Source organism: Povalibacter sp., from assembly GCF_036520495.1.
GTDB lineage: Bacteria > Pseudomonadota > Gammaproteobacteria > Steroidobacterales > Steroidobacteraceae > Steroidobacter.
Genome location: NZ_DATDJO010000004.1, coordinates 163,976 through 186,158, shown reverse-complemented (window position 1 = coordinate 186,158; position 22,183 = coordinate 163,976). Strand labels below are relative to the sequence as shown.

The window sequence follows — 22,183 nt, the reverse complement described above, 5'->3', positions numbered from 1 at the left end:
GGCAGCAATGACGGGGCCTTGCATTGCAGTGATGCCCCGCCACTTGCGTGTCACGCCGGACCTCCCGATACTCCAACTATACGAATCTAAAGTACGCATGCCGGATGGCGCCGGGTTCCGGTAGCCTCGAACCGATTGCCGGCGTCACAGCGCTGCCTGCGGCCACGCAATCCATTCATCACTCGTCGACGCATCCGTCGGCAATCATTCTGTCATTCGTCGTCTCCTGAAGCGGAGCGCGATGCACCACGACCATAGAGCCTCAAGAAATGCGCGACATGAATTTCGAATTGAAAGGTGAGTTCATCCCACTCGATGCGCTGCTGAAAACCACTGGTATCGCCAGCAGCGGCGGCGAGGCGAAAGCAATGGTTGCTGACGGCCACGTGCAGGTGGACGGTCAGCCTGAATCGCGCAAACGCTGCAAGATCCGCGCGGGACAAGTGGTCCGCGCCGGGGACGCAACGATACGGATCGTGGCGGGATCGACAGCCGCCGAATGAGTGGCGAGGGCTGCCATCAACTGGCAATTGCGCCTGACACTCCGACCGGCCCGTGAGTTCGAAGCGCAGCCCATCGTCCACCCCGAGTTCAGCGCGGGATCCCTGCCGGGATTGCGAAGCGATCCCCCGCGCGATACCGCCCGAGCGCTGGCGCCACACCTCACCCATGTAGATCGCATCAAGCTGCACTGCCGCGGCAGTCGTGCATGCATCACATTCCGCCGAACTCTCCGCGCTGGCTGCGAACGCAGCAAGGAGACAGCACATGGCGAATGAGACGCGATCCATGGGAATGGCCGGTATGGCCGCCGATGACTTGTCTACTCATCATCCGCAGCACCGCAACTGAACACCGCCGCGCCAGGGGACACCCTGATTATCTGCCTTCTGAGCAAGTTTTTGACTGACCGGCCGATAGTCGTGCAAAGAGTCGAAGCCTCGCATCGGCGGAGCGCTGTCTATGCAACTGACGATCAAGTCCAGGCTGCTAGGCCTGGTCGCACTCATGGTGATGTTGATGGCGGTCCTGGGAATCATCAGTCGTCACGGCATGTCCGTGGTGAATGAATCGCTGGACAGCGTCATTCTCACCCGCCACACACTGCTCCTTCCTGATGGTTCGTTCGATTGCACGCGGCATCGGCCGGCTCGCGGCTACGATCAACCGGATCGCCCGCGGCGAACTCGGACGCGATATCAACATCACCAACCGCGACGAACTGGGTGAACTCATGGGCACGCTGCAGGGCATGGATCATGAGCTCAGTGAGATCGTCGAATCCGTGTACGACAGTTCCGAACAGGTCGGTACGACGGCACGTGAACTTTCGCAGGGTAACGATGACCTGAGCCAGCGTACGCAGGAACAGGCGGCGGCCCTGGAAGAGACGGCATCGAGCATGGAAGAGATGGCCGCGACGGTGAAGCAGAATGCGGATAATGCACGCGAAGCCCACCGCCTCGCCGCCGGCGCGCGCAGCCAGGCAGACAAGGGCGGATCGGTCGTGGAACGCGCCGTCGGCGCCATGAACGAAATCAATGCTTCCAGCCGCAAGATCTCCGACATCATCGGCGTGATCGACGAGATCGCCTTCCAGACCAACCTGCTCGCGCTGAACGCGGCGGTGGAAGCGGCCCGCGCCGGCGAACAGGGTCGCGGATTTGCAGTGGTCGCCGCGGAAGTCCGCAACCTGGCACAACGCAGCGCCAGCGCCGCGCGCGAGATCAAGGTGTTGATCAGCGAATCGGTGGACAAGGTCAAGGCGGGCACTGCACTCGTCGACGAATCGGGCCGCGCCATCGCCGAGATCATGGACAGCGTGAAGAAGGTGACCGACATCGTCGCAGAGATTTCCGCGGCCAGTGAAGAACAGTCTTCCGGTATCGATCAGGTCAATCGCGCCATCGCGCAGATCGACGAAGTCACACAGCGATGCCGCGCTGGTCGAAGAGTCGGCCGCAGCCTCCAAGTCGATGGATCACCAGACCCGGCAACTGCTGGCAGCGGTCGCATTCTTCAGCATTGGCGGACGTGGATCAGTCAACGCAACCTCGTCTGCGTCATTGCATGAAGTCGAGAGTCCTGACTCGTCTGAAGAGGCGCCAGAACAGCTGGCGGCATAACCGTACGGAGGCGGATGACAGGTTCTTCATCCTTTCGTTCGATCCCGCTGCTCCCGCGTCGCCGTTTCGCATGAGAGACTGCGGCGACCATGCTGGATCATTCGATTCTCAGCCTCGAACTGGTCGCACTCCTGTTGCTGGTTCTGGTCATTGCGCTGGCAGCGCTGGCGCGACGCCTGGACATCCCCTATCCCATGCTGCTGGTAATCGGTGGCCTGCTGCTGGGTTTCTTCCCGCTCGCCCCTGCCGTCGTCCTCGATCCCGATCTCGTGTTCCTGGTGGTGCTGCCGCCCCTACTGTTTGCATCGGCCTACGCAACGCAGTGGAAAAATTTCAGGGCACACCTGCTCAGTATCAGCCTGCTCGCGATCGGTCTCGTCGCCATGACCGTCGTCGGTGCGGCCGCGGTCGGTCACCTGATGCTGCCGGGATTCGACTGGAGAATGGGACTGGTGCTTGGCGCAGTCGTGGCAACCACCGATGCGATCGCCGCGACCGCCATTGCGCGGAAGCTCGGCTTGCCGAAAACCATCGTCGATATCCTCGAGGGCGAGAGCCTCGTCAATGATGCGACCGGGCTGCTGGCCCTGGATATTGCCGTCGGCCTGATCGTGTCCGGCCGCACCCCGGGGATCGCGGAAGGTGCTGCGACGCTGATCTATCTCATCGCGGCGGCTATCGTCGTGGGGCTGCTGCTGGGGCATGTCCTGCATTTGTTCCTGCGCCGGATCGAAGATCCGTCGATCGCCACCTCACTGAGCATTGCAGCCCCCTATCTCACCTACCTCGCCGCCGAGAATATCCAGGCGTCCGGTGTGCTGGCGACCGTTGTCTGCGGTCTGCATCTGCGCCAACGCGACGGCGTGCGTTTCTTTCCCGATGCCAAAGCGACACGAGCCGCCGTGTGGGACACGCTCACGTTCATTCTCAACGGGTTCGCCTTCGTCCTGATCGGCCTGCAACTGCCCTGGATACTTCGTTCCATCACGCCTGCCGATCGCGGCGACATGCTGGTCGCGGGTGTGCTCTTCAGCCTGGCGCTGATCGCGCTGCGAGTTGCCTGGGTGTTTCCCGGTGCCTGGCTCGTCTATGGAATCCATACACGCATTCTGCGCAAACGCGAGACGCCACCCTCCTGGCGCGGTACGCTGGTCATCGGCTGGAGCGGCATGCGTGGGGTCGTCGCACTGGCGGCGGCCATCTCACTACCCCATGTGCTTGACAACGGTAAGCCCTTTCCGGGACGCAACATCATCATCCTGATAACGTTCTGTGTGATCCTGGTCACTCTGGTTGGACAGGGGCTGACACTGCCCGCATTGATCCGCCGGCTCGGACTCGCCAGCGATCGGTCCGAATCCAGGTAGGTACTCACAGCGTGGCAGGCTTGGTGCGACGCAAAAGGCAGCGGGTCGGGTCGTTTGCGCATGTACGCCGCCAACTCAATCGCGGATTCGATGACAGCAGACGTCCTTGAATTCGGCGCACCTTCCCCAACTCGATCTATCAAGCGCCGCATGCGAACATCGACCATCGCATCCCGCTGCGCGGACGGAGGAACAAGTCACGCTTGTGCAGAGTCGTATCAACGAGTGCCGCATGGCGCGGCAATTGGAGTCGAGATGCAAATTCACGTAAATCATGACAATCATCTGCGAATCGCCCAGGACACGTCCGACAGACTGGCGCAGACCGTCGAAGACTCACTGACCCAATACAAACATCAGATCACGCGCGTAGACATGCATCTCGCCGACCTCAACGGCGCCAAGCACGGCGATTCCGACAAGCGCTGCAAACTCGAAGCACGACTCGATCACCTGCAACCCGTTGCGGTGTCGCATGAAGCATCCTCGATCCAACTCGCCATCGACGGGGCATTGAAGAAACTCGATAACGCACTGAGCCACGCGATCGGCAAGCGCCGGACGTTCTGAAGAAAGTTGATAGTGGATGTAGTGAGGTTGATAGCTGGATAGCGGAATGCTATCCACTTCTTTCGCTATCAACTTCCTCACTGTTGTAGTGAAGTTGAGAGCTGGATAGCGCAATCCTGTCCACGTCTTGCGCTATCCACTTTCAACCATCGACTTGTTCCATCAGACATTGTCGCCCTCTGTCGAACTGTGGGCAGTTCCCGTGTCGGCGCTCTTCTGGCCCCAGCGCCAGCCAAGCACGCGCGGGTGATCCTCGCCATGCTTGTCGATGTACTCGCGATGTTCCATGAGCGCATCGCGGATCGCCTGCTTGGCATACGCCGCACGCGAGCCAAGCTGCGGCAGCCGGTTGATCACGTCCTGCACCAGGTGGAAGCGATCGATATCGTTGAGCACGCACATGTCGAACGGCGTGGTGGTCGTCCCCTCCTCCTTGTAGCCACGCACGTGGAGGTTGTCGTGATTGGTGCGCCGATACGTCAGGCGGTGAATCAGCCACGGATAGCCATGGAACGCGAAAATCACCGGCCTGTCGCGCGTGAACAGATCGTCGAAGTCCGCATCGCTCAGGCCATGCGGATGTTCGCGCGGTGATTGCAGCTTCATCAGGTTCACGACATTGATCACGCGCACCTTGATGGCAGGCAGGTACTGGCGCAGCAGATCGACGGCGGCGAGGGTTTCCAGTGTCGGGACATCGCCGCAGCACGCCATGACGACATCGGGCTCGCCGCCACGATCGTTGCTCGCCCATTCCCAGATGCCGATACCGGCGGCGCAATGGCGCACGGCCTCGTCCATCGTCAGCCAGACCGGCGCGGGCTGCTTGCCCGCGACGATCACGTTCACGTAGTTGCGACTGCGCAGGCAGTGATCCGTGACCGACAGCAGGCAATTCGCATCCGGCGGCAGGTAGACGCGCACGATGGACGCCTTCTTGTTCACGACGTGATCGATGAACCCGGGATCCTGGTGCGAAAAGCCGTTGTGATCCTGACGCCAGACGTGCGAGGACAGCAGGTAGTTGAGCGAGGCGATGGGGCGGCGCCAGGGAATCTCGTTGCACACCTTGAGCCACTTGGCGTGCTGGTTGAACATCGAATCGATGATGTGGATGAAGGCCTCGTAGCACGAGAAGAAACCGTGTCGACCCGTCAGGAGGTACCCCTCCAGCCACCCCTGACATTGATGCTCGCTCAGCATCTCCATGACGCGGCCATCGTTGGCGAGGTGGTCGTCGTGGGGAAGCTTCTCGGCCATCCACGCGCGCTCGGTGACTTCGAGCACGTCCTGCCAGCGATTCGAGTTGTTCTCGTCGGGACTGAACAGGCGGAAGTTCTTCGCCTGCAGATTCATCTTCATGACATCGCGCAGGAACTTGCCCATCACGCGCGTGGCTTCTGCATCGACAGCGCCCGGCTGCGGCGTATCGACCGCGTAGGAGCGGAATTCCGGCAGGCGCAGGGCACGCAACAGTTCGCCGCCGTTCGCATGCGGATTCGCGCTCATGCGGCGCTTGCCGGCCGGCGCAAGAGCCGCCAGTGACGCCCTGAAGTGTCCTTCGGCGTCGAACAGTTCCTCCGGCCGGTAGCTGCGCATCCATTGCTCGAGGATCTGAATGTGCTCCGGCTTCTCATGCATCTCGCCCATCGGCACCTGGTGTGCACGCCACGAATCCTCGGCGCGTTTGCCATCGATTTCCTTCGGGCAGGTCCAGCCCTTCGGCGAGCGCAGCACGATCATGGGCCAGCGCGGACGTTCCTGACTCCCCTCCCCGCGCGCTGCGTGCTGGATCCGGCCGATGGCATCGAGCGCCTGATCGAGTGCTGCCGCCATACGCTCGTGCATCGCCTGCGGCTCGTGACCTTCGACATAGATCGGCGCGTAGCCGTAGCCGCGCAGCAACTGGTCGAGTTCCTCGTGCGTGATGCGCGCGAGCACGGTCGGATTCGCGATCTTGTAGCCATTCAGGTGCAGGATCGGCAGCACGGCGCCATCGGTTGCGGGATTGAGGAATTTGTTGGAGTGCCAGCTCGTCGCCAGCGGACCGGTCTCCGCTTCACCGTCGCCAACCACCGCGGCAACGATGAGATCCGGATTGTCGAAGGCGGCGCCGAACGCATGGCTCAGCGCATAGCCGAGTTCGCCACCTTCGTGAATCGAGCCGGGCGTCTCCGGCGCGACGTGACTGGGAATGCCGCCGGGAAACGAGAACTGTTTGAACAGCCGCTGCATTCCCGCGAGGTCCTGCGACACCTCGGGATAGACCTCGCTATAGGTCCCCTCGAGCCAGGTGTTCGCCACGATGGCGGGTCCGCCATGACCCGGACCGATGATGTAGATCATGTCCAGATCGCGTTGCTTGATGACGCGATTCAGATGCACGTAGAGGAAGTTGAGGCCCGGCGTCGTGCCCCAGTGACCGACCAGGCGCGGTTTGACGTGCTCCTTGCGCAGCGGCTCCTGCAGTAGCGGATTGTCGTACAGATAAATCTGCCCGACCGAAAGATAGTTTGCCGCCCGCCACCAGGCATCCATGCTCTGCAACAGATCGGGGGTCAATGGGGTCGCTGTGGTCATGATTCGCCTGCCTCTACCGAAATCGACGCGAACGCCGGAACAGGCGGCCGATAGTCGTACGCTACGGCCATGGCGGCAATATGAATAAACAACGCACGCAGTGATCGCGCTGTTGCGGCGCAGATTGCCACCAAATATCGGGTGTCAGCAGACAGGCGCCACTGCAGCGGCGCCTGATTTACCGCATCGACAGGACTTCACTGCCGACCAACGGTATGACGCCGGTCGCAGTCGATTCATCGGCTATTCGCCTGCGACTGCGGGGCCACGGCACTACCGCCTGCCCCGCATTCGGCATCAACGGCGGTAGGAAGGGTTCAGCTCGATGATCTGCCTGCAGGTCACTTCATTGACGAAGTCATGACCGATCACGTTCGGCAGGCTCCACTGCCCGCCATTGCGCATCTTGATCTGGATCTCCTGAATGAAGTCGCCGAGCCTGGCGTGCGCGCCGCCCTTGCCCTGCGTATTGCTGGAAACATTGCCGCCGGTCTGCTGCCAGTACACCCAGTGCAGGTGATCCTTGGGATGGCCACTGTGCTCGTCGGCCGCAGTCTGCGCCACCTGTAGCACATCCTTCATGTCTTTCTTCGATTTATAGGTGCCGCAGAAGCACAGGCCGCTCACGGTGGGTGTGCCGGTCTCATACCTGTACATCGGCAGGTAGCCATCGCGCGCGCTGAAGCCGTGATGAAACTCGGAGGCGAAGACCATGACGACCTTGCCGCGCAGTTCGTCGAGCGAGCAGGTGGCGATATTGCCGTTCTGGTTGTAAACGTAGCTTGCATTGTCGCCCGTCGCCATGAACTGGCTCAGCGCGGCGCGGACATTTTCCGGGCAGTACGTGTGGGAGATGCGCAGGATCAGGAACTCGCTCTCGTACGTCTTGACGTAGGCCACCGCGTCCCTGACCGCGGTCATGAACGAACCGCCGTATCCGCCGAAGGCACCTGTGGATTTGCCCACCTTCGGCCACTTGAACTTCTCGGCAGCGAAATGCCCCATCGTCGGCTCGAGGACGCTGTTGCCGGCCTCGTCCTTGATGCGCTTCAGGAAGACACGTACGTCGAACACGCGTGATCCCGACATGGCCTGGTTGTAGATGTTGGAGCCCTGCGTGCGCGCATAGCGCTTCGGACATGCTACGCGCGTGAGGCTGTCACCATAGACGCCGGCATCGTGACTGGCTGGCAGCACCATTTCGATCAACTGCGGGTCGTTCTGGATTTTGCTCATCCACGCTTCATTGCTCATCGACAGAGACTCCTTCTTCACGACTCGCGCGTTGCGCGGTCGATTCTTGATTGTTGGCGGAACGTAAGCACGACATGCGCTGCAAGCGACGCATGCGAACGCGCCCGGTCGAGCAACCGGGCGCCGGAAGGCTCCCGACTGTCAATTCAGACCTTTGACTCTCGCGCGGAAACGGTGAAGGAGCGGCTCGGTGTAACCGTTCGGCTGCGCGACGCCTTCGAAGATCAGGGCGCGCGCAGCCTGAAATGCCAGGCTATTGGCCTGGTTCGCCGCCATCGGACGATAGAGCTTGTCGCCCGCATTCTGCGCATCGACCTTGGCGACCATGCGTGTGAGCGCCGCATCCACCTGCTGCGGCGTGCAGATCTCGTGCAGCAGCCAATTGGCAATGTGCTGCGAGGAGATGCGCAGCGTCGCGCGATCCTCCATCAGACCGACGTCGTGGATGTCGGGAACCTTGGAACAGCCGATGCCCTGATCGACCCAGCGCACGACATAGCCCAGAATTCCCTGGGCGTTGTTGTCGAGCTCCTCGGCGATTTCAGCCTCGGACCATGTGGCACCACTGTGCAACGGAATGGTCAGCAGCAGATCCAGCGCAGGTGTCGCACGCTTCACGATCTGCGCGTGCTGCGCGAACACATCGACCTGGTGGTAGTGCAGCGCATGCAGTGTGGCTGCGGTGGGACTTGGAACCCATGCGGTCGTGGCGCCTGCCTTTGGATGACCAATTTTCTGCTCGAGCATGTCGGCCATGCGATCGGGCGCGGCCCACATCCCCTTGCCGATCTGACCGACGCCGGCAAAGCCGCATGCCAGGCCGATGTTCACGTTGCGATCCTCGTACGCCTTGATCCAGATTGACGCCTTCATCGCGCCCTTACGGATCATCGGCCCCGCCTGCATCGAGGTATGCATCTCGTCGCCCGTGCGATCCAGGAATCCGGTGTTGATGAACACGATGCGACCTTTCACCGCCTCGATCGACGCGGCGAGATTGGCGGACGTGCGGCGTTCCTCGTCCATCAACCCCAGCTTGATCGTGTGGCGTCCCAGACCCAGCGCGTCTTCGACCGCGTCGAACAGGCGATTGGCGAACGCGGCTTCCTGCGGGCCATGCATCTTCGGCTTGACGATGTAGATCGAACCGGCGCGGCTGTTGCGATGCGTACCGAGACCTTGCAGATCGTGCATGCCGATCAATGACGTCACCATCGCATCGATGATGCCTTCGGGCGCTTCGGACCCATCCGGCAGACGCACGGCCGGCGTCGTCATGAGATGTCCCACGTTGCGAACGAACAGCAGCGAGCGGCCGGGCAGCGTGAACTCCGCACCATCGCGCGGCGAGCGCCACACGCGATCGCTGTCGAGCTTGCGCGTCATCGCGCGGCCGCCCTTGTCGAACGTCGCTTCGAGATCGCCGCGCATCAGGCCCAGCCAGTTCGAATAGGCCGCCACCTTGTCTTCGGCATCGACCGCCGCCACGGAATCTTCGAGGTCGACGATGGTCGTCAGCGCCGCTTCCATCACGACATCGGCAACGCCTGCCGCATCGTCGCGACCGATCGGATGCGTTCTGTCGATGACGAGTTCGATACCCAGACCGTGATGACGGAACAGCACGCCGGAAGGATTGGCGGCATCGCCGACATAGCCAACCAGCAAGGCAGGATCCTGCAGCGCCGGCGACAGTGTGCCGCCGACGATGCTGTAAGCATTGACGTCGGCATGCGAGCCGCTGGCGAGCGGCAGCGCTGAATCGAGAAAGGCTTTAGCGCGCGCAATCACCTGCGCGCCGCGCTCGGCGTCGTAACCGCCGGCCCTGGCTTTGCCAGGCAGCGCATCGGTGCCATAGAGCGCATCGTAGAGACTGCCCCAGCGGGCATTCGCTGCGTTGAGAACGAAACGATCGTTGAGCGAGGGCACGACCAGCTGCGGACCCGCCATGGTGGCCACTTCGGCATCCACGTTGCGGCTCTCGATCCTGAACGGCGCAGGTTCGGCGACGAGGTAACCGATCTCGCGCAGGAACGACTGATACGCCTGCGCGTCGAGCGGCTGGCCGCGACGCTCGACATGCCAGCGATCGATCGTCGCCTGTAAACGGTCGCGCTCGGCGAGTAGCGCGCGATTCTCCGGCGCAAACTTCGCGAGAACGCCGGCGAGGCCCGACCAGAAGCCGTCCTTCGCGACACCGGTTCCCGGCAGTGCTTTCTCTTCAATGAATGTCGCGAGCTGCGCTGCGACGGACAATCCCGCCCGATCGGTCATGCTGGTCATCGTCAACCTCTGCCTTGGACGGCGCTGCCGTCGCTTGCTGTCATTCTGTCGGGCGTTTGCCACGACGCGCCTTCCCGCAACGGGTAGCCACGGGGGTCGCGATTACACCACCCGCCGCGGGAACGATCTAGCCGCAATGGATACATGGACGAGCCGGGCATCCTGCGATGAGCCGCCTGCTGGAATTGGGGTGTCGGGCACCGGGGTGTTAGTGTCGTGCACATATCCATTCCGTGGTTTCCGCATATGAATCCCGCACTCGACGAGACCCATGACCCCGGCGCAGTGAGCTGGGTGGAGAGCGCCGCGAATCACCTGGACTTCCCGGTGCAGAACCTGCCGCTCGGACTGTTTTCGCTGGCGCGCGATTCGCGTCGCCGCGCGGGTATCGCCATCGGCGACCGCATTCTTGCGCTCGACCGCACCGCGCCGCTGCTCGAAGGAGATGCCCGACGGGCCGCACAGTCGTGCGAGTCAGGCACGTTGAACGCCTTGCTCGCACTCGGCGCCGCGCCACGGCGTGCGCTGCGCCGGGCGATCTTCAAACTGCTGACGGATCGGCAATACGCCAGCGAGGTGTCATCCGCCTTGTCACCCGCCAGTGACTGCGAGTTGCATGTCCCGGCCAACGTCGGCGACTACACGGACTTCTACACGGGCATTCATCACGCGACGAATATCGGACGGCTGTTTCGCCCCGACAACCCGCTGCTCCCCAACTATAAATATGTGCCGATCGGCTACCACGGTCGCAGCTCCTCCATCGTGGCGTCGGGAACACGGGTGATTCGACCCACGGCTCAGATCAAAGCGGCGGCCGACGCGGCGCCGAGCTATCAGCCCACGCAACGTCTCGACTACGAACTCGAACTCGGCATCTGGATCGGCGGCGAGAATCCGCGCGGTGAACCGATCGCCATCGCGCGCGCCGAGGACTACGTCGCCGGCCTCTGCCTGCTCAACGACTGGTCCGCCCGCGATGTGCAGGCCTGGGAATACCAGCCGCTCGGGCCGTTTCTCGCCAAGAATTTCCTGACGACCGTTTCGCCATGGATCGTCACGAGCGAGGCGCTCGCGCCGTATCGCATCGCGCAGCCGCCGCGCCCGGACGGCGATCCGGCGCCACTGCCCTATCTGCTGGATGCGACCAATCAGGCGACTGGCGCCTACGCGGTCACGATGGAGGTTCATCTGCAGACGGCTCAAATGCGCGCCGCAGGAATCGCACCGCAGCGCCTGAGTCGCGGCCCGATGAGCGTGATGTACTGGACCGTCGCGCAACTCGTCGCGCATCACACCTGCAATGGCTGCAACCTGCGCCCGGGAGATCTGCTGGGAACGGGCACGTTATCCGGACCGGACGCCACAAGCCTGGGCTGCTTGATGGAAATCTCGAGCGGCGGTCGCACGCCCATCGAACTGCCGGGCGGCGAACAACGAACGTTCCTTCAGGAAGGCGATCGGCTGGTGATGACCGCCTATGCCGAAGCGCCGGGACGTGCGCGGATCGGGTTCGGGGAGTGCGCGGGGGAAGTCGTGTCGCCCAGCGAGCCATCCAGCTGAGACAGAAGAAAAGATCTCCACGGGGTACACGGGAACACGGGGTAAGGAATGAACCAGAAGCCTTCTCGCCCGCGTGCTCCCCGTGGAAACTCTTTCCGAATCTCTGCAGACTGCTACCTTAGCGCCTGCGCATGCCACCGCAGGTGATCGTCGATGAACGTCGCGATGAAATAGTACGAATGATCGTAACCTTCCTGCATGCGCAGCGTGACCTGCTGGCCGGCCGACTTCGCGGCGGCAACGAATCGCTCGGGCTGCAGTTCGCGCTCGAGAAATGAATCGGCACCGCCCTGATCGATGAGCACGTGCGCCTGCGAAGGCCGGCTCTTCACCAGTTCACAGGCATCGTAGTCGCTCCAGGTGTCGCGGTCGTCGCCGAGATATGCCGTGAAAGCCTTCTGTCCCCATGGCACCTGCGTCGGCGCGACGATCGGCGAAAACGCCGAGACGGAACGGTACAGCTGCGGATGCTTCAGGTGGAGCGTCAGCGCGCCGTGCCCGCCCATCGAATGCCCGGTGATTCCCTGGCGCGTCATGTCGGCATTGGGGAAGTTGCGCGCCACGAGCTGCTGCAATTCCTGGACGATGTATTGATCCATGCGGAAGTGCGTGGACCACGGCGCCTGCGTGGCCGTCAGGTAGAACCCCGCGCCCTGGCCCAGGTCGTATTCCGGGTCGTCAGCCACCCCTTCGCCGCGCGGCGACGTATCCGGCGCGATGACGACCATTCCCAGCTCTGCGGCTGCACGCTGCAACCCGGACTTGCTCATCACGTTTTCCCACGTGCACGTGAGTCCCGACAGATACCAGAGCACCGGCGCCTTGCCGGGTTGGGGAGGCGAATAGACGGAGAATCGCATGCTGGTGCGACACACTGTCGAATCGTGATCGAACACCCGCAGCGTGCCACCGAAACTACGCCATGAGGAAATTGTCTTGAGCATTTCAGACTCCTGAGAATCGGAGGTTCACACGGAGTTCACGGAGTTTCTGAGGGGAACAGCTTCACGAGGGCATAACGCCGTTTCCTCGCGGAATCCGGCTTTCCCACTCCGTGTTCTCCGTGCCCTCCGTGTGAACTCTTAGAAAAGCACGACGCTGCGGATCGACTTGCCCTCGTGCATCAGGTCGAACGCGTCGTTGATCTTCTCGAGCGGCATGGTGTGCGTGATCAGCTCATCGATGCGGATCTTGCGGTTCATGTACCAGTCGACGATCTTTGGCACGTCGGTGCGGCCGCGTGCGCCGCCGAAAGCAGAACCCTTCCAGACGCGACCGGTGACGAGCTGGAATGGACGCGTGGCGATTTCCTTGCCGGCCTCGGCCACGCCGATGATGATCGATTCACCCCAGCCGCGATGACAGCATTCCAGCGCCTGACGCATCACGTCGGTATTGCCCGTGCAGTCGAATGAGTAGTCCGCGCCGCCGCCGGTGATCTCGACGATCTTCGCGACGACGTTCTGGGCGCCGACCTCCTTCGGATTGACGAAGTCCGTCATGCCGAAGCTCTCGGCCATCGCACGCTTGGCCGGATTGACGTCGATACCGATGATCTTGTCGGCGCCGACGAGTTTCGCCCCCTGGATTACATTGAGGCCGATACCGCCCAATCCGAATACCGCCACGTTGGCCCCGGCCTCGACATTCGCCGTGTAGATCACGGCGCCGACACCGGTGGTCACGCCGCAGCCGATGTAGCAGATCTTGTCGAAGGGCGCATCGTCGCGGACTTTCGCCACCGCGATTTCCGGCATGACCGTGAAATTCGAGAACGTCGAGCAGCCCATGTAGTGATAGATCGGCTTGCCCTTGTACGAGAACCGGCTGGTGCCGTCGGGCATGACGCCCTTGCCCTGGGTGGCGCGGATGGCCGTGCACAGATTCGATTTGCGGGACGTGCAGGTTTTGCACTGGCGACATTCCGGCGTGTACAGCGGGATGACGTGATCGCCCGGCTTGACCGAGGTCACGCCAGCGCCGACTTCCCGCACGATGCCGGCGCCTTCATGCCCGAGGATTGACGGAAAAATCCCTTCGGAGTCCTTGCCTTCGAGCGTATAGGCATCGGTGTGGCAGATGCCGGTGGCCATGATTTCCACCAGAACTTCGCCGGCCTTCGGCCCCTCGAGGTCCAGCTCGACGATTTCGAGCGGTTGATTAGCGGCGAATGCGACAGCGGCGCGCGTTTTCATGGATGCTCCGGACGAACAGGGGGCCGCGATCATACTCTCCACGCCCGGTAGCGACTGTCCGGAAAAAGAACGGGCCGCTTGCGGCGGCCCGTTCGATCCTCACAAGGTTGTCAGGGCTGCTCAACGCACCTTCACAACCTCCGACTCCAGCAGCGTATTGCGGCGGAACATCAGCAGGATGGCCGACTCCGTCGTACTGGCATCTGGAACCTGGGCCTTGGACACTGTCACGCTTGAAAGCGAACGCGGCTTGACCGTGCCCCATGGCTCTCCTTCGACCGAGTACCGCGGGCTGCCCGGGGTAAAGCGCATGCCTGCGATGGAATCGGTGAGGTTGCCGGTGAAGTAGTTGTCGAACGCATAGATCGACAGGCCGATCGTCTTGCCCGCCGCGAGACCCATCGCCGCCATCGGCACCGTGAAGATGGCATTGCCCGAGTTCAGGTCCGCATCCGTGTAGAAGTAGGCGCCACCGGAGCCGGTCGCCAGATTGACGACGTTCACGACGTTCTGACCTGTCACTGAGAACCCACCGCTCTCCCCGTTGTACACCACGAAGTCGTCCACGCCGTCGCGGTTCGTATCGATGTAGATATCGAACTCTGCCGGGTAGTTCGGATGCACACGACGCCCGTACGTCGCAATTGCAAACTCGAGATAGTCGGCGCCATACACCGCCGCCGGCAGATGCCGCACGCCGACCGACTGCAGGTCGATCAACGCGAAGCTGTCGCCCGGCTTCGGCTGTTCGGAACGCGGCGAACGCGGGCTCGTACCCACCAGCGAGAACACGTCGAAGTCACCCTGCGCGACACCGAGGTTGAGCAGGTTGATCGAATCGCTCCTCTTCAGTTTCACCACCGGACCGGCCACGGTTGCCGAGGCCTTGCGCGGCAACACATGCCAGGGCAGCGACAGTTTTTCGCTGCCGCTCGTCAGCGTGATGTAGCCGTCGTATTCCGGCTTGTTGAGTGCTGCGCCGTCGCCGCCCAATGCACCGCCGTTCAATGTCCAGGCTGGCAGCTTGCTGCCCTTGATCAACAGTGTGACGGCAAACTCCGTCTGACCTTTCGCCGCCACGGCGACCGAACTCGGGGCGCTCACCGTCACTGCACCGGACGCCTGGTCGTCGGCATACCGGAAGCTGCGTGCCACGGTATAGGTGCGACGGGCATTGCTGAAGTTCTGCACCTTCACTTTCTTGATCAGGATGACGCCGTCGATCGGCACGTCGACCGCGCCGAAGCTCAGTGCCGCGGACTTCGATTCCGGATTCCACGCGATGGCATTCAGCGCGATCGCTTTGTCGACACGCAGCTCACCCGCACCGATGCGCGTGATCGGCGCGAGGCCGCCAGGCAGCAGTGCCGGATTGGTGTAGACCGTCGTATTGGCGCTGTTCATCAGCATCGCCTTGATCTGCATCGGCGTGCGGGTCGGATAAGCCTGCAGCAGCAGCGCGGCCGCACCGGACACCATTGGTGCCGCACCCGACGTACCGCCGAACGCGGTCGCGACATCGCCCGTTCCAACTTCCGCGGATATCGAAGCACCGGGCGCGCCGATCTCAGGCTTGATGTCCTGCAGATGCGACGGTCCGCGCGAGGATGTGCTGGCCATGCTGCCGACCAGCGGGAGTGCTGCCGCTGGAGAAATCGACACGTTCACCGTCGCGCTGGCGTTCAACTGGGACTTGATGGCATTCGAGAGGCTTTGCTGGATCACGAGCGTGGGAGCGAAACTATCGCCGCCGCCGAACGAGAAGCTGACGGCGTCGCCCGGTGCGACAAGCCCAATCAGTGTCCCCGTCGCTCCAGCGTCCACCGCCACATCGACCTTGAGACTGATCGAGCATGTCCCACGGTCGATCAGCGCGATCTTGCCCGCAGGACTGGCCCGCAGTGTTTCACCCGGGCAAGCAGTGCCCACATAGACGACATCGCCGGTGACGCCGGAACCGACCGGCGACCATTCCACCGTCGCCGTATTGCCGTAGGTACCCGCGATGGATGCCGGGGCATTCACCACCAACGGAATTGCCTTTGCGCTGGGGACCTGTGTCTGGGCAACGCTCAGGACGCCCGGACCGATGGAAGGCGACCCCACGACGTATGGCTTGTTGGAACCATTGCCGGCTGAGGCCACGACCACGACACCCATGCGCACTGCATCTTCGAGGGCGGCGGTCAGGTCGTCTTCGATCTGGCCGTAGTCCGAGCCGAGCGACAGGTGAATGATGTCCGCGGCGTCGGCAGTGCTGCCGTCACCGTTCGGGTCCAGCGAATAGTCGACCGCCTTGAGCAAGGCAACGCCGCTACAGGAAGTTGCCACCGCCGAACAGACTTTAACGGCGAGCAGTTTCGAACCCGGAGCCATGCCGACGTGAGTGCCGTCCTGACTCTTGCCACCAATGATGTCGGCCACGTGGGTGCCGTGACCGCCGAAATCGATGGGGTCGGGGTCTTCCGTGAGCGCGCCATTCGGCCAGGTTTCACCGACAAAGTCGAAACCGCCGACGACCTTGCTGGTCGGGAACAGACCGTCGGTCGTGGTTTGCAGAGGATCGCCAGGGCCTGCGCCGTACGCGGCAGCGTAAGCTTCGAGCGTACCGGCACCACCGAGATTGCGATGCGTGTAGTCGATGCCCGAGTCGAGCACCGCGACGGTGACGCCTCTGCCGTCCTTGCCCGTCGCCTGCACCGCTGTGCCGCCGACGTAAGGAACGGTTTCATCGAGCGTCATCTCGTAGTTCACCACCGGCCGCACCTGCGACACGCCGGGCAGCGAAGCGATGTGTTCGATCTGCGAAGCATCGACGCGGACTGCGATGGCGTTATGAGCGACGTGAACGCGAGCGAGCTCTTCCGCACCGACACTGGCGAGGCCGAGCGCCACCTTGGACTGCTGGGCGAAAAGATCATTGCGCCCTTTCTCGAGCACCGGAGCAAACGAGGCCTTGCTCGATGCCGACAACTCCTTGGATTTGCCGACGCCTTCAGTCGCAGCAACCATCGCGACCTGCGCCGCAATCGACGGGTTTTCCAGCGTCACCCAGACATCGACCGGGCCACTGGCGCGCTGCAGTCGCGAATCAACCCTGGTTGCAGTGATGCCTGCCGGCGCGGGCGTGGCGCGCAGTGGCTTGCCGGCCGAAGTAACAGACGGTTGCCCCTTCGATGCAGCCTGACTCATGGGATCGGGGGAATTTCCGCTGCCGCACGCAGTAACGATGACGGCAGCGATTGCGACCGATAGAGGTCGCAGTCGATAGGCTCGACGCATTGCTGGCTCCCTGTTCTGGTTGTGAAGAGCACGCAGCGGGCTGCTGCGCAACTCATGCGACCGATACTGCGCGGCGTGTCGTTAATTAGTCAACAGTGGACAGCACTAGTCCTGCAGGCGATTTCGATCGCTCACCATCCGCACGCTGCGCACGCCGTCGATCTTCTTTACAGCGTCGAGTGAGGCCGTAGGTAATCGCACGGCGATTGCGTTCTCAACCTGCTGTATACGGCCAGACTCGACGGCACCGAGAGCACGCACCTGGTCCATCACGCGGTTCTGCTCCGCAACGATGCGCTCGCGTAGCGCAGTGCGCTGTTCGGTGGCGTCGCGCGGTAATGTGGCGAGTGCGGGTTCGCTGAGAACCAGCCAGACTTCGATGGTGGTCTGCTTCATCCCATTCCCGTGAGGCGTGACAGGAGGATCGGCCGAAACCGCAACGGGCACGGCAAGCAATGCCATCAGGGTCACCACCCTCACGAAACGATTTTTGCTGTCTTCACTCACCGTTGGACTCGCAGGCGGACCGTGCCTGTATACAGGAGCGTGCCCGCCCGCGGTTTCGACCAGAGGACCCCGCCGCATCCGGCACACAAACTGCGCCAGTACCGTGAACATGCGGCGGCGTGGCAATCCGTAAAGCACGCAGAATCGCATCCAGTGACAACAGAGGCGCGGCGAACGGAGACAGCCACCTGCCATCACGGATCGAAACAGGGTTACCGATCAGCCCCGCATGACAGGGACATTCGCCGCCGTCCTGCGGCCCGATGGCAACAGGACGGCGGACTGTCATTACGCCCGAACCATTATGGCGACCCGATCGGCAATGACCACGGTTCGTGCCTGACGCCGGCTTGCGTCGGTCTTCGCCGTGCGCTTCGGGAGCTGCGAACCTCGTTTGCGCGCGAGGTAGTAATCACTGAGCAGCGGCGCGTCGACATCGGCGACTGCACGCGCCAGCGCCTGAGCCGTACAACGCTTCATTCTCGGACGCGCCGTCACCTCCAGCACTCCCGATGTCCAGCAGACCGCCTGGGCAGCCTGGTCGATGCGGCCATACAGCCTGGCGACATCACCGGGCTGCATGAGGTCCAGATCGTCATACCTGACTTCACGCTGCTCGACAGCGCGGGAGTCATTCGCGTGAGCGCTGGTCATCGCAGCCGTGGCCAGAAGCGCGGCAAGAACAGGAAACAGCGATTTCATGACAGTCATCCTCGGGTTGAAAATAATCGGACTCACAGCGCTTCCAGGAAGGAAGCGAGGTGGTTGCGCTCAGCGTCAATCCGGCACTGCGTCGCAGCTCCCGGCGGGCGATGCGATGCAACTCGTCGCTCCCGACTGACGCTCGTTGATTGCCTGTCGAAGTGTGGTTGGATGCCTGCCCGTCAACCATTGCCGCCGGCCATGGCTGATCTCTGGCTTTCGTCAGTGGCACAGCCAGTTACAGACGATGCTGCAGTGCATTACCACTGTCTGTATTCGGCGTCGCATTCTGACAAGTCGCGCGTCCGGCGCAGATGGTGACGCGGATTGTCACCCTCCGCCGCAGCTACGCCACCTAACTTATTGATTTAAATGAATCATTTCGTTGGCACGAGTGTTGCTTTGTTTTCGGTAAAACTCCAAACAAAGGTGACGATCGTGGACTCAACCTGTGAAGTCATTGGCTGGCTGTTGGACGAAGGCACTCGCGGCCAGGTCATGATCCGCGAGAACAACGGCGAGATCTCGCTGCAGCCGGATAGTTCGTTCGGTCACGTTGCGATCCAGACCGGTTCGTTTCGCCGCGGCAATCCCATCGTCGACCCGAAGACGATGGAGACGATCGGGTACGAAATGGAAAAGATCGCCGGCCCGTTCGGCGCCGCCGCCTGACCCCACTTCCGTTAATTCATCTGCCGATGCGGACCAGACCGCGACGCTGGCAGATGACACTTGACCGATTGTGCGACGGCGCCGGGCGCCACGACCCGCGCCGCTGAAAAAGTGAGGCTCCGCGAAAGCGCAAAGCGCAGACAGCATCGAGCAACCCGCTTATCCCTACGTGATCGAACGGACCGGGGCCGCGATCGCGCGCTGACATCGACGCGCAGAATCCGGTGGAGCCTCGGTCCGGCATCGCCGAGAATGCAGCGATGTCGACCGTCGAGCAGATGTCCCCGCAGCCGCTGGCTCGAATCGCGCGATTCTTCGAGCGTGTTCCCTGGCTGATTCCCCTCATCAGTTTCGTCTCCGGCGTCATTGGCTTCGCGATGGTGAAGCGCGGCGCGGACCTCGCCTGGATCGTCGCGATGGTCGCGCTGACCGGATGGGTCTGGTTGCTCATCGAACCACTGGTGCGACGCGCCCTGGAACGTCGCCGCGCCGGCATCGGCAAATTCGTCGCCAATTTCCTGACCCAGTCGCTGCAGCAGGAAATGCTGTTCTTCGCGTTGCCCTTCGTGTTTGGCGCCACGCAGCGCGACACAGGACAGATCGTCTTCCTCGTCATCGCCGCCGTTGCCGCCCTGCTCACCTCGATCGATCCGCTCTACGAGCGCTGGATCGCAGCCCGGGCTGCAACGCGTCTGCTGTTCCATGCCTATTGCAGTCTCATTGCCGCGGTGGTCGTCCTGCCGATGGTCGTACATCTGTCGCTCGAGCAGGCGGTGCCGTTCGCGCTGGGCGCGGTGGGCGTGTGGCTGCTGCTGACGGCGCCGATGTCATTGCAGTCATTGCGCTCGGTCCGGCTCAAGGCCGCTTGGATCGCCTGCTCGCTGGTTGCGCCGCTGGCTCTGTGGCTGTTGCGGGCTCACATTCCGCCCGCCGGGCTTGCAGTGACCCAGGCGGTCATCACGCAGTCCATCGACAACCTGACACCCGGCACGCCAGCCAGAACGTTCACGGCAGCACAGCTCGGCAACGGCGTGATCGCGTTCGTCGCCATTCGTGCGCCGAGCGGCGTGGCGCAATCGATCGTATTCGACTGGCGTCACCGCGGATCGAGCGAACGCATCACCTCGACGATCCATGGCGGCAACGACAGCGGCTGGCGCACGTATTCGCGCAAGCAATCGTTTCCGCAGGACGCGCGGGGACGCTGGCTGGTCGATGTACGCACGCCGCAGGGCCAGTTACTGAAGCGCCTGCAGTTCACGGTGAACTGAACGGCGGATCAACGCTTCTTCGCTTTCGCGGCGACGGCCTTCATGCCGCCCACTGCGAACGTCACGAGATGCTCGACGAGGGATGGCGCATCGAGATCGAGCGCCGGCAGCACCTTGCCCAGCACATCCTTGCTCACCATCAGCAACATGACGCACGGCCCCATCAGACTGATGACAGTGCGACTCACCGCCGGGTGAGTGCTCGGCAACTCCAGCACATCACCGATCATGGCGCGCACGAGCTTCGCCTTGGGCGCCACCTGATTCGACAGCATCGGCCCCATCAGCGGCGTCGGCGACAGAATCTCGCGGCTGAGTATCCGCAACTCCCAGGCACCGCCATCCCGGCTGGCGATTTCTCCCACGATTCTGGATAGCAGCGTGCGCAGTTTGGTGGCCGGATCCGCCTTGCCGCCCGTCGCAGAAGCGACCACGTCGATGCTGATGAGACGGGCATGCGCCTCCTCCAGTACCGCGGCGTACAAACCATCCTTGCCGCCGAAGTGATAGTTGACCGCAGCAATGTTCGCCCCGGCCCGCCGGCAGATCTCCTTGCTGGTAGCGCGCTCGTAGCCCTGCGCGGCAAACACCTGGCCGGCCACTTCCAGCAATTGACGCCGGGTCTGCGCGCCATCTTCGCGCACCGGCGCTTTCACCTTGTGGCGCCTGACTGCACGAGCTGGAGAGGTTTCGGTTTTCCGCATATCAGGAGACTCTGTAATTCAAATTTGATTTTGAATAGACTGCCGGCCGTCCGCAAGTCGTACGTGAGTCAGCCGCTGTGAACAAGAAAGTCGTTGCGATCGCCGTGGCGGTGCTCGCACTGGTCGCCGTCGCGTTCTACTGGATCAGCCACCGCGATCGACAGTCCGGGGTCATCGTGCTGCACGGCAATGTGGACCTGCGGCAAGTAGATCTGCCCTTCAAGGACAGCGAGCGCATCGCCGCGGTATTGGTCGAGGAAGGCACCGTCGTGAAGACGGGTGACGTACTTGCCCGCCTGGACACCAGCCGGCTCGAGCCGCGGGTGCGCCAGGCCGAAGCGAAGATGACCGCCCAAGCGGAGATGCTGCGAAAACTCCGCAATGGCGCGCGCCGCGAAGAGATCGCGCAGGCACGCGCCGCTGTCGCGGCCGCGGAGGCCGAAGCAGCGAATGCCAGGAGTCAGATCGACCGCCTGCAATCGATCAGCGACGCCTCGAAAGGTCGCGCCGTCAGTGCCACGGATCTGGAGGCCGCAACGGCACAGGCACGCATGAGCGAAGCGAATGCGAGGAACAGCCGCGAGGGACTCGGGCTGTTGCTGGCCGGATCGCGCCAGGAAGACATCGACCAGGCGCAGGCGCAGCTCGACGCGGCAGAAGCCGATCTCGCCCTGCTGCGGCAGCAGCTGAAGGATGCCGATCTCGTGTCCCCCACCGACGGCGTGATCCGCAATCGCCTGATGGAACCCGGCGAACTGGCGACGCCGCAACGACCCGTCTTTTCCATCGCCATCGCCAACCCGAAGTGGGTGCGCGCCTATATCAGCGAACCGGACCTGCCCCGCGTGAACGTCGGCATGCCTGCGACGATCACCGTCGACGGCGCACCGCAGGAGGCCATCGAAGGCAAGGTTGGATTCATTTCATCCACCGCGGAGTTCACTCCCAAGACGGTCCAGACCGAAGAGCTGCGTACCAGCCTCGTCTACGAAGTGCGGGTGCTCGTGCAGGATCCCAGGGACCGTTTGCGCCTGGGCATGCCAGCCACGGTGAACATCGATACGACGGCGGCGCCGGTCTCCTCCAACGGCGACGCCGCCGGTTGAA

At 62.7% G+C, this 22,183-nt stretch carries 17 protein-coding genes; 7 read left to right on the top strand and 10 right to left on the bottom strand.

Features of this window, described 5'->3' with window-relative positions; all coding sequences use genetic code 11:
• Positions 1-212: 212 nt before the first annotated feature.
• A complete protein-coding gene (locus VIZ63_RS25740; protein ID WP_422662208.1) occupies positions 213-692 on the bottom strand; it encodes a hypothetical protein in 480 nt (159 codons plus the stop codon).
• Positions 693-1,117: 425 nt separating this feature from the next.
• Here VIZ63_RS25740 and VIZ63_RS01640 point away from each other — a divergent pair, with 425 nt between their 5' ends.
• The 3 genes from VIZ63_RS01640 to VIZ63_RS01630 all read left to right on the top strand — a co-directional run bounded on the left by VIZ63_RS01640 (position 1,118) and on the right by VIZ63_RS01630 (position 4,063).
• On the top strand, positions 1,118-2,074 hold the full coding sequence (locus tag VIZ63_RS01640) for a methyl-accepting chemotaxis protein (RefSeq protein WP_331607735.1): 957 nt from the start codon (positions 1,118-1,120) through the stop codon (positions 2,072-2,074).
• A gap of 141 nt (positions 2,075-2,215) precedes the next feature.
• The gene (locus VIZ63_RS01635) at positions 2,216-3,493 is read left to right on the top strand and encodes a Na+/H+ antiporter (protein ID WP_331607734.1); all 1,278 of its coding nucleotides are present in this window, start codon (positions 2,216-2,218) and stop codon (positions 3,491-3,493) included.
• A 255-nt stretch (positions 3,494-3,748) separates the two neighbouring features.
• Positions 3,749-4,063 carry an HPF/RaiA family ribosome-associated protein gene (locus tag VIZ63_RS01630; RefSeq protein WP_331607733.1) on the top strand — a complete coding sequence of 105 codons (315 nt, stop codon included), beginning with the start codon at positions 3,749-3,751 and terminating at the stop codon, positions 4,061-4,063.
• A gap of 162 nt (positions 4,064-4,225) precedes the next feature.
• On the opposite strand, the gene VIZ63_RS01625 is transcribed toward VIZ63_RS01630, so the two are convergent.
• The 3 genes from VIZ63_RS01625 to VIZ63_RS01615 form a co-directional block, all read right to left on the bottom strand.
• Positions 4,226-6,643, bottom strand: a complete 2,418-nt coding sequence (locus VIZ63_RS01625; RefSeq protein ID WP_331607732.1) for a phosphoketolase family protein — start codon at positions 6,641-6,643, stop codon at positions 4,226-4,228.
• A 297-nt stretch (positions 6,644-6,940) separates the two neighbouring features.
• Positions 6,941-7,897 carry a hypothetical protein gene (locus VIZ63_RS01620; RefSeq protein WP_331607731.1) on the bottom strand — a complete coding sequence of 319 codons (957 nt, stop codon included), beginning with the start codon at positions 7,895-7,897 and terminating at the stop codon, positions 6,941-6,943.
• 141 nt (positions 7,898-8,038) lie between these two features.
• Positions 8,039-10,180, bottom strand: coding sequence for a malate synthase G (locus VIZ63_RS01615; RefSeq protein WP_331607730.1), 2,142 nt, complete (start codon positions 10,178-10,180; stop codon positions 8,039-8,041).
• Positions 10,181-10,426: 246 nt separating this feature from the next.
• Here VIZ63_RS01615 and fahA point away from each other — a divergent pair, with 246 nt between their 5' ends.
• Positions 10,427-11,743 carry a fumarylacetoacetase gene (gene fahA, locus VIZ63_RS01610; RefSeq protein ID WP_331607729.1) on the top strand — a complete coding sequence of 439 codons (1,317 nt, stop codon included), beginning with the start codon at positions 10,427-10,429 and terminating at the stop codon, positions 11,741-11,743.
• A gap of 113 nt (positions 11,744-11,856) precedes the next feature.
• Here the strand turns inward: fahA and fghA are convergent, their stop codons facing one another.
• From fghA to VIZ63_RS01585, 5 genes are all read right to left on the bottom strand, one after another.
• Positions 11,857-12,687, bottom strand: coding sequence for an S-formylglutathione hydrolase (gene fghA / locus VIZ63_RS01605; RefSeq protein ID WP_331607728.1), 831 nt, complete (start codon positions 12,685-12,687; stop codon positions 11,857-11,859).
• Between the two features lie 138 nt (positions 12,688-12,825).
• Positions 12,826-13,938, bottom strand: coding sequence for an S-(hydroxymethyl)glutathione dehydrogenase/class III alcohol dehydrogenase (locus tag VIZ63_RS01600; RefSeq protein WP_331607727.1), 1,113 nt, complete (start codon positions 13,936-13,938; stop codon positions 12,826-12,828).
• 120 nt (positions 13,939-14,058) lie between these two features.
• Positions 14,059-17,220 (bottom strand): S8 family peptidase, encoded by a 3,162-nt coding sequence (locus tag VIZ63_RS01595; protein ID WP_331607726.1) that lies wholly within the window; start codon positions 17,218-17,220, stop codon positions 14,059-14,061.
• A gap of 105 nt (positions 17,221-17,325) precedes the next feature.
• Complete coding sequence (locus VIZ63_RS01590) at positions 17,326-17,727, bottom strand: hypothetical protein (protein WP_331607725.1); 402 nt, start codon at positions 17,725-17,727, stop codon at positions 17,326-17,328.
• Positions 17,728-18,015: 288 nt separating this feature from the next.
• On the bottom strand, positions 18,016-18,429 hold the full coding sequence (locus VIZ63_RS01585) for a UrcA family protein (RefSeq protein ID WP_331607724.1): 414 nt from the start codon (positions 18,427-18,429) through the stop codon (positions 18,016-18,018).
• Positions 18,430-18,867: 438 nt separating this feature from the next.
• Between VIZ63_RS01585 and VIZ63_RS01580 the strand changes: the two genes are divergently transcribed.
• Together VIZ63_RS01580 and VIZ63_RS01575 are read left to right on the top strand one after the other, a co-directional pair.
• Positions 18,868-19,101, top strand: a complete 234-nt coding sequence (locus tag VIZ63_RS01580) for a hypothetical protein (protein ID WP_331607723.1) — start codon at positions 18,868-18,870, stop codon at positions 19,099-19,101.
• Positions 19,102-19,325: 224 nt separating this feature from the next.
• The gene (locus VIZ63_RS01575; protein WP_331607721.1) at positions 19,326-20,372 is read left to right on the top strand and encodes a DUF5924 family protein; all 1,047 of its coding nucleotides are present in this window, start codon (positions 19,326-19,328) and stop codon (positions 20,370-20,372) included.
• 8 nt (positions 20,373-20,380) lie between these two features.
• On the opposite strand, the gene VIZ63_RS01570 is transcribed toward VIZ63_RS01575, so the two are convergent.
• Entirely contained in the window at positions 20,381-21,076 is a 696-nt protein-coding gene (locus VIZ63_RS01570) for a TetR/AcrR family transcriptional regulator (RefSeq protein ID WP_331607720.1), read from the bottom strand.
• 77 nt (positions 21,077-21,153) lie between these two features.
• Between VIZ63_RS01570 and VIZ63_RS01565 the strand changes: the two genes are divergently transcribed.
• Positions 21,154-22,182: an HlyD family efflux transporter periplasmic adaptor subunit gene (locus VIZ63_RS01565; RefSeq protein WP_331607719.1), complete on the top strand. Its 1,029-nt coding sequence runs from the start codon at positions 21,154-21,156 to the stop codon at positions 22,180-22,182.
• Position 22,183 lies beyond the last annotated feature (1 nt).

Bases quoted from the DNA above. Each gene is read 5' to 3' on its own strand.
- VIZ63_RS01640 (WP_331607735.1), top strand. From the start codon at position 1,118: ATGGTTCGTTCGATTGCACGCGGCATCGGCCGGCTCGCGGCTACGATC.
- VIZ63_RS01635 (WP_331607734.1), top strand. From the start codon at position 2,216: ATGCTGGATCATTCGATTCTCAGCCTCGAACTGGTCGCACTCCTGTTG.
- VIZ63_RS01630 (WP_331607733.1), top strand. From the start codon at position 3,749: ATGCAAATTCACGTAAATCATGACAATCATCTGCGAATCGCCCAGGAC.
- VIZ63_RS01625 (WP_331607732.1), bottom strand. From the start codon at position 6,643: ATGACCACAGCGACCCCATTGACCCCCGATCTGTTGCAGAGCATGGAT.
- VIZ63_RS01620 (WP_331607731.1), bottom strand. From the start codon at position 7,897: ATGAGCAATGAAGCGTGGATGAGCAAAATCCAGAACGACCCGCAGTTG.
- VIZ63_RS01615 (WP_331607730.1), bottom strand. From the start codon at position 10,180: ATGACCAGCATGACCGATCGGGCGGGATTGTCCGTCGCAGCGCAGCTC.
- fahA (WP_331607729.1), top strand. From the start codon at position 10,427: ATGAATCCCGCACTCGACGAGACCCATGACCCCGGCGCAGTGAGCTGG.
- fghA (WP_331607728.1), bottom strand. From the start codon at position 12,687: ATGCTCAAGACAATTTCCTCATGGCGTAGTTTCGGTGGCACGCTGCGG.
- VIZ63_RS01600 (WP_331607727.1), bottom strand. From the start codon at position 13,938: ATGAAAACGCGCGCCGCTGTCGCATTCGCCGCTAATCAACCGCTCGAA.
- VIZ63_RS01595 (WP_331607726.1), bottom strand. From the start codon at position 17,220: ATGCGTCGAGCCTATCGACTGCGACCTCTATCGGTCGCAATCGCTGCC.
- VIZ63_RS01585 (WP_331607724.1), bottom strand. From the start codon at position 18,429: ATGAAATCGCTGTTTCCTGTTCTTGCCGCGCTTCTGGCCACGGCTGCG.
- VIZ63_RS01570 (WP_331607720.1), bottom strand. From the start codon at position 21,076: ATGCGGAAAACCGAAACCTCTCCAGCTCGTGCAGTCAGGCGCCACAAG.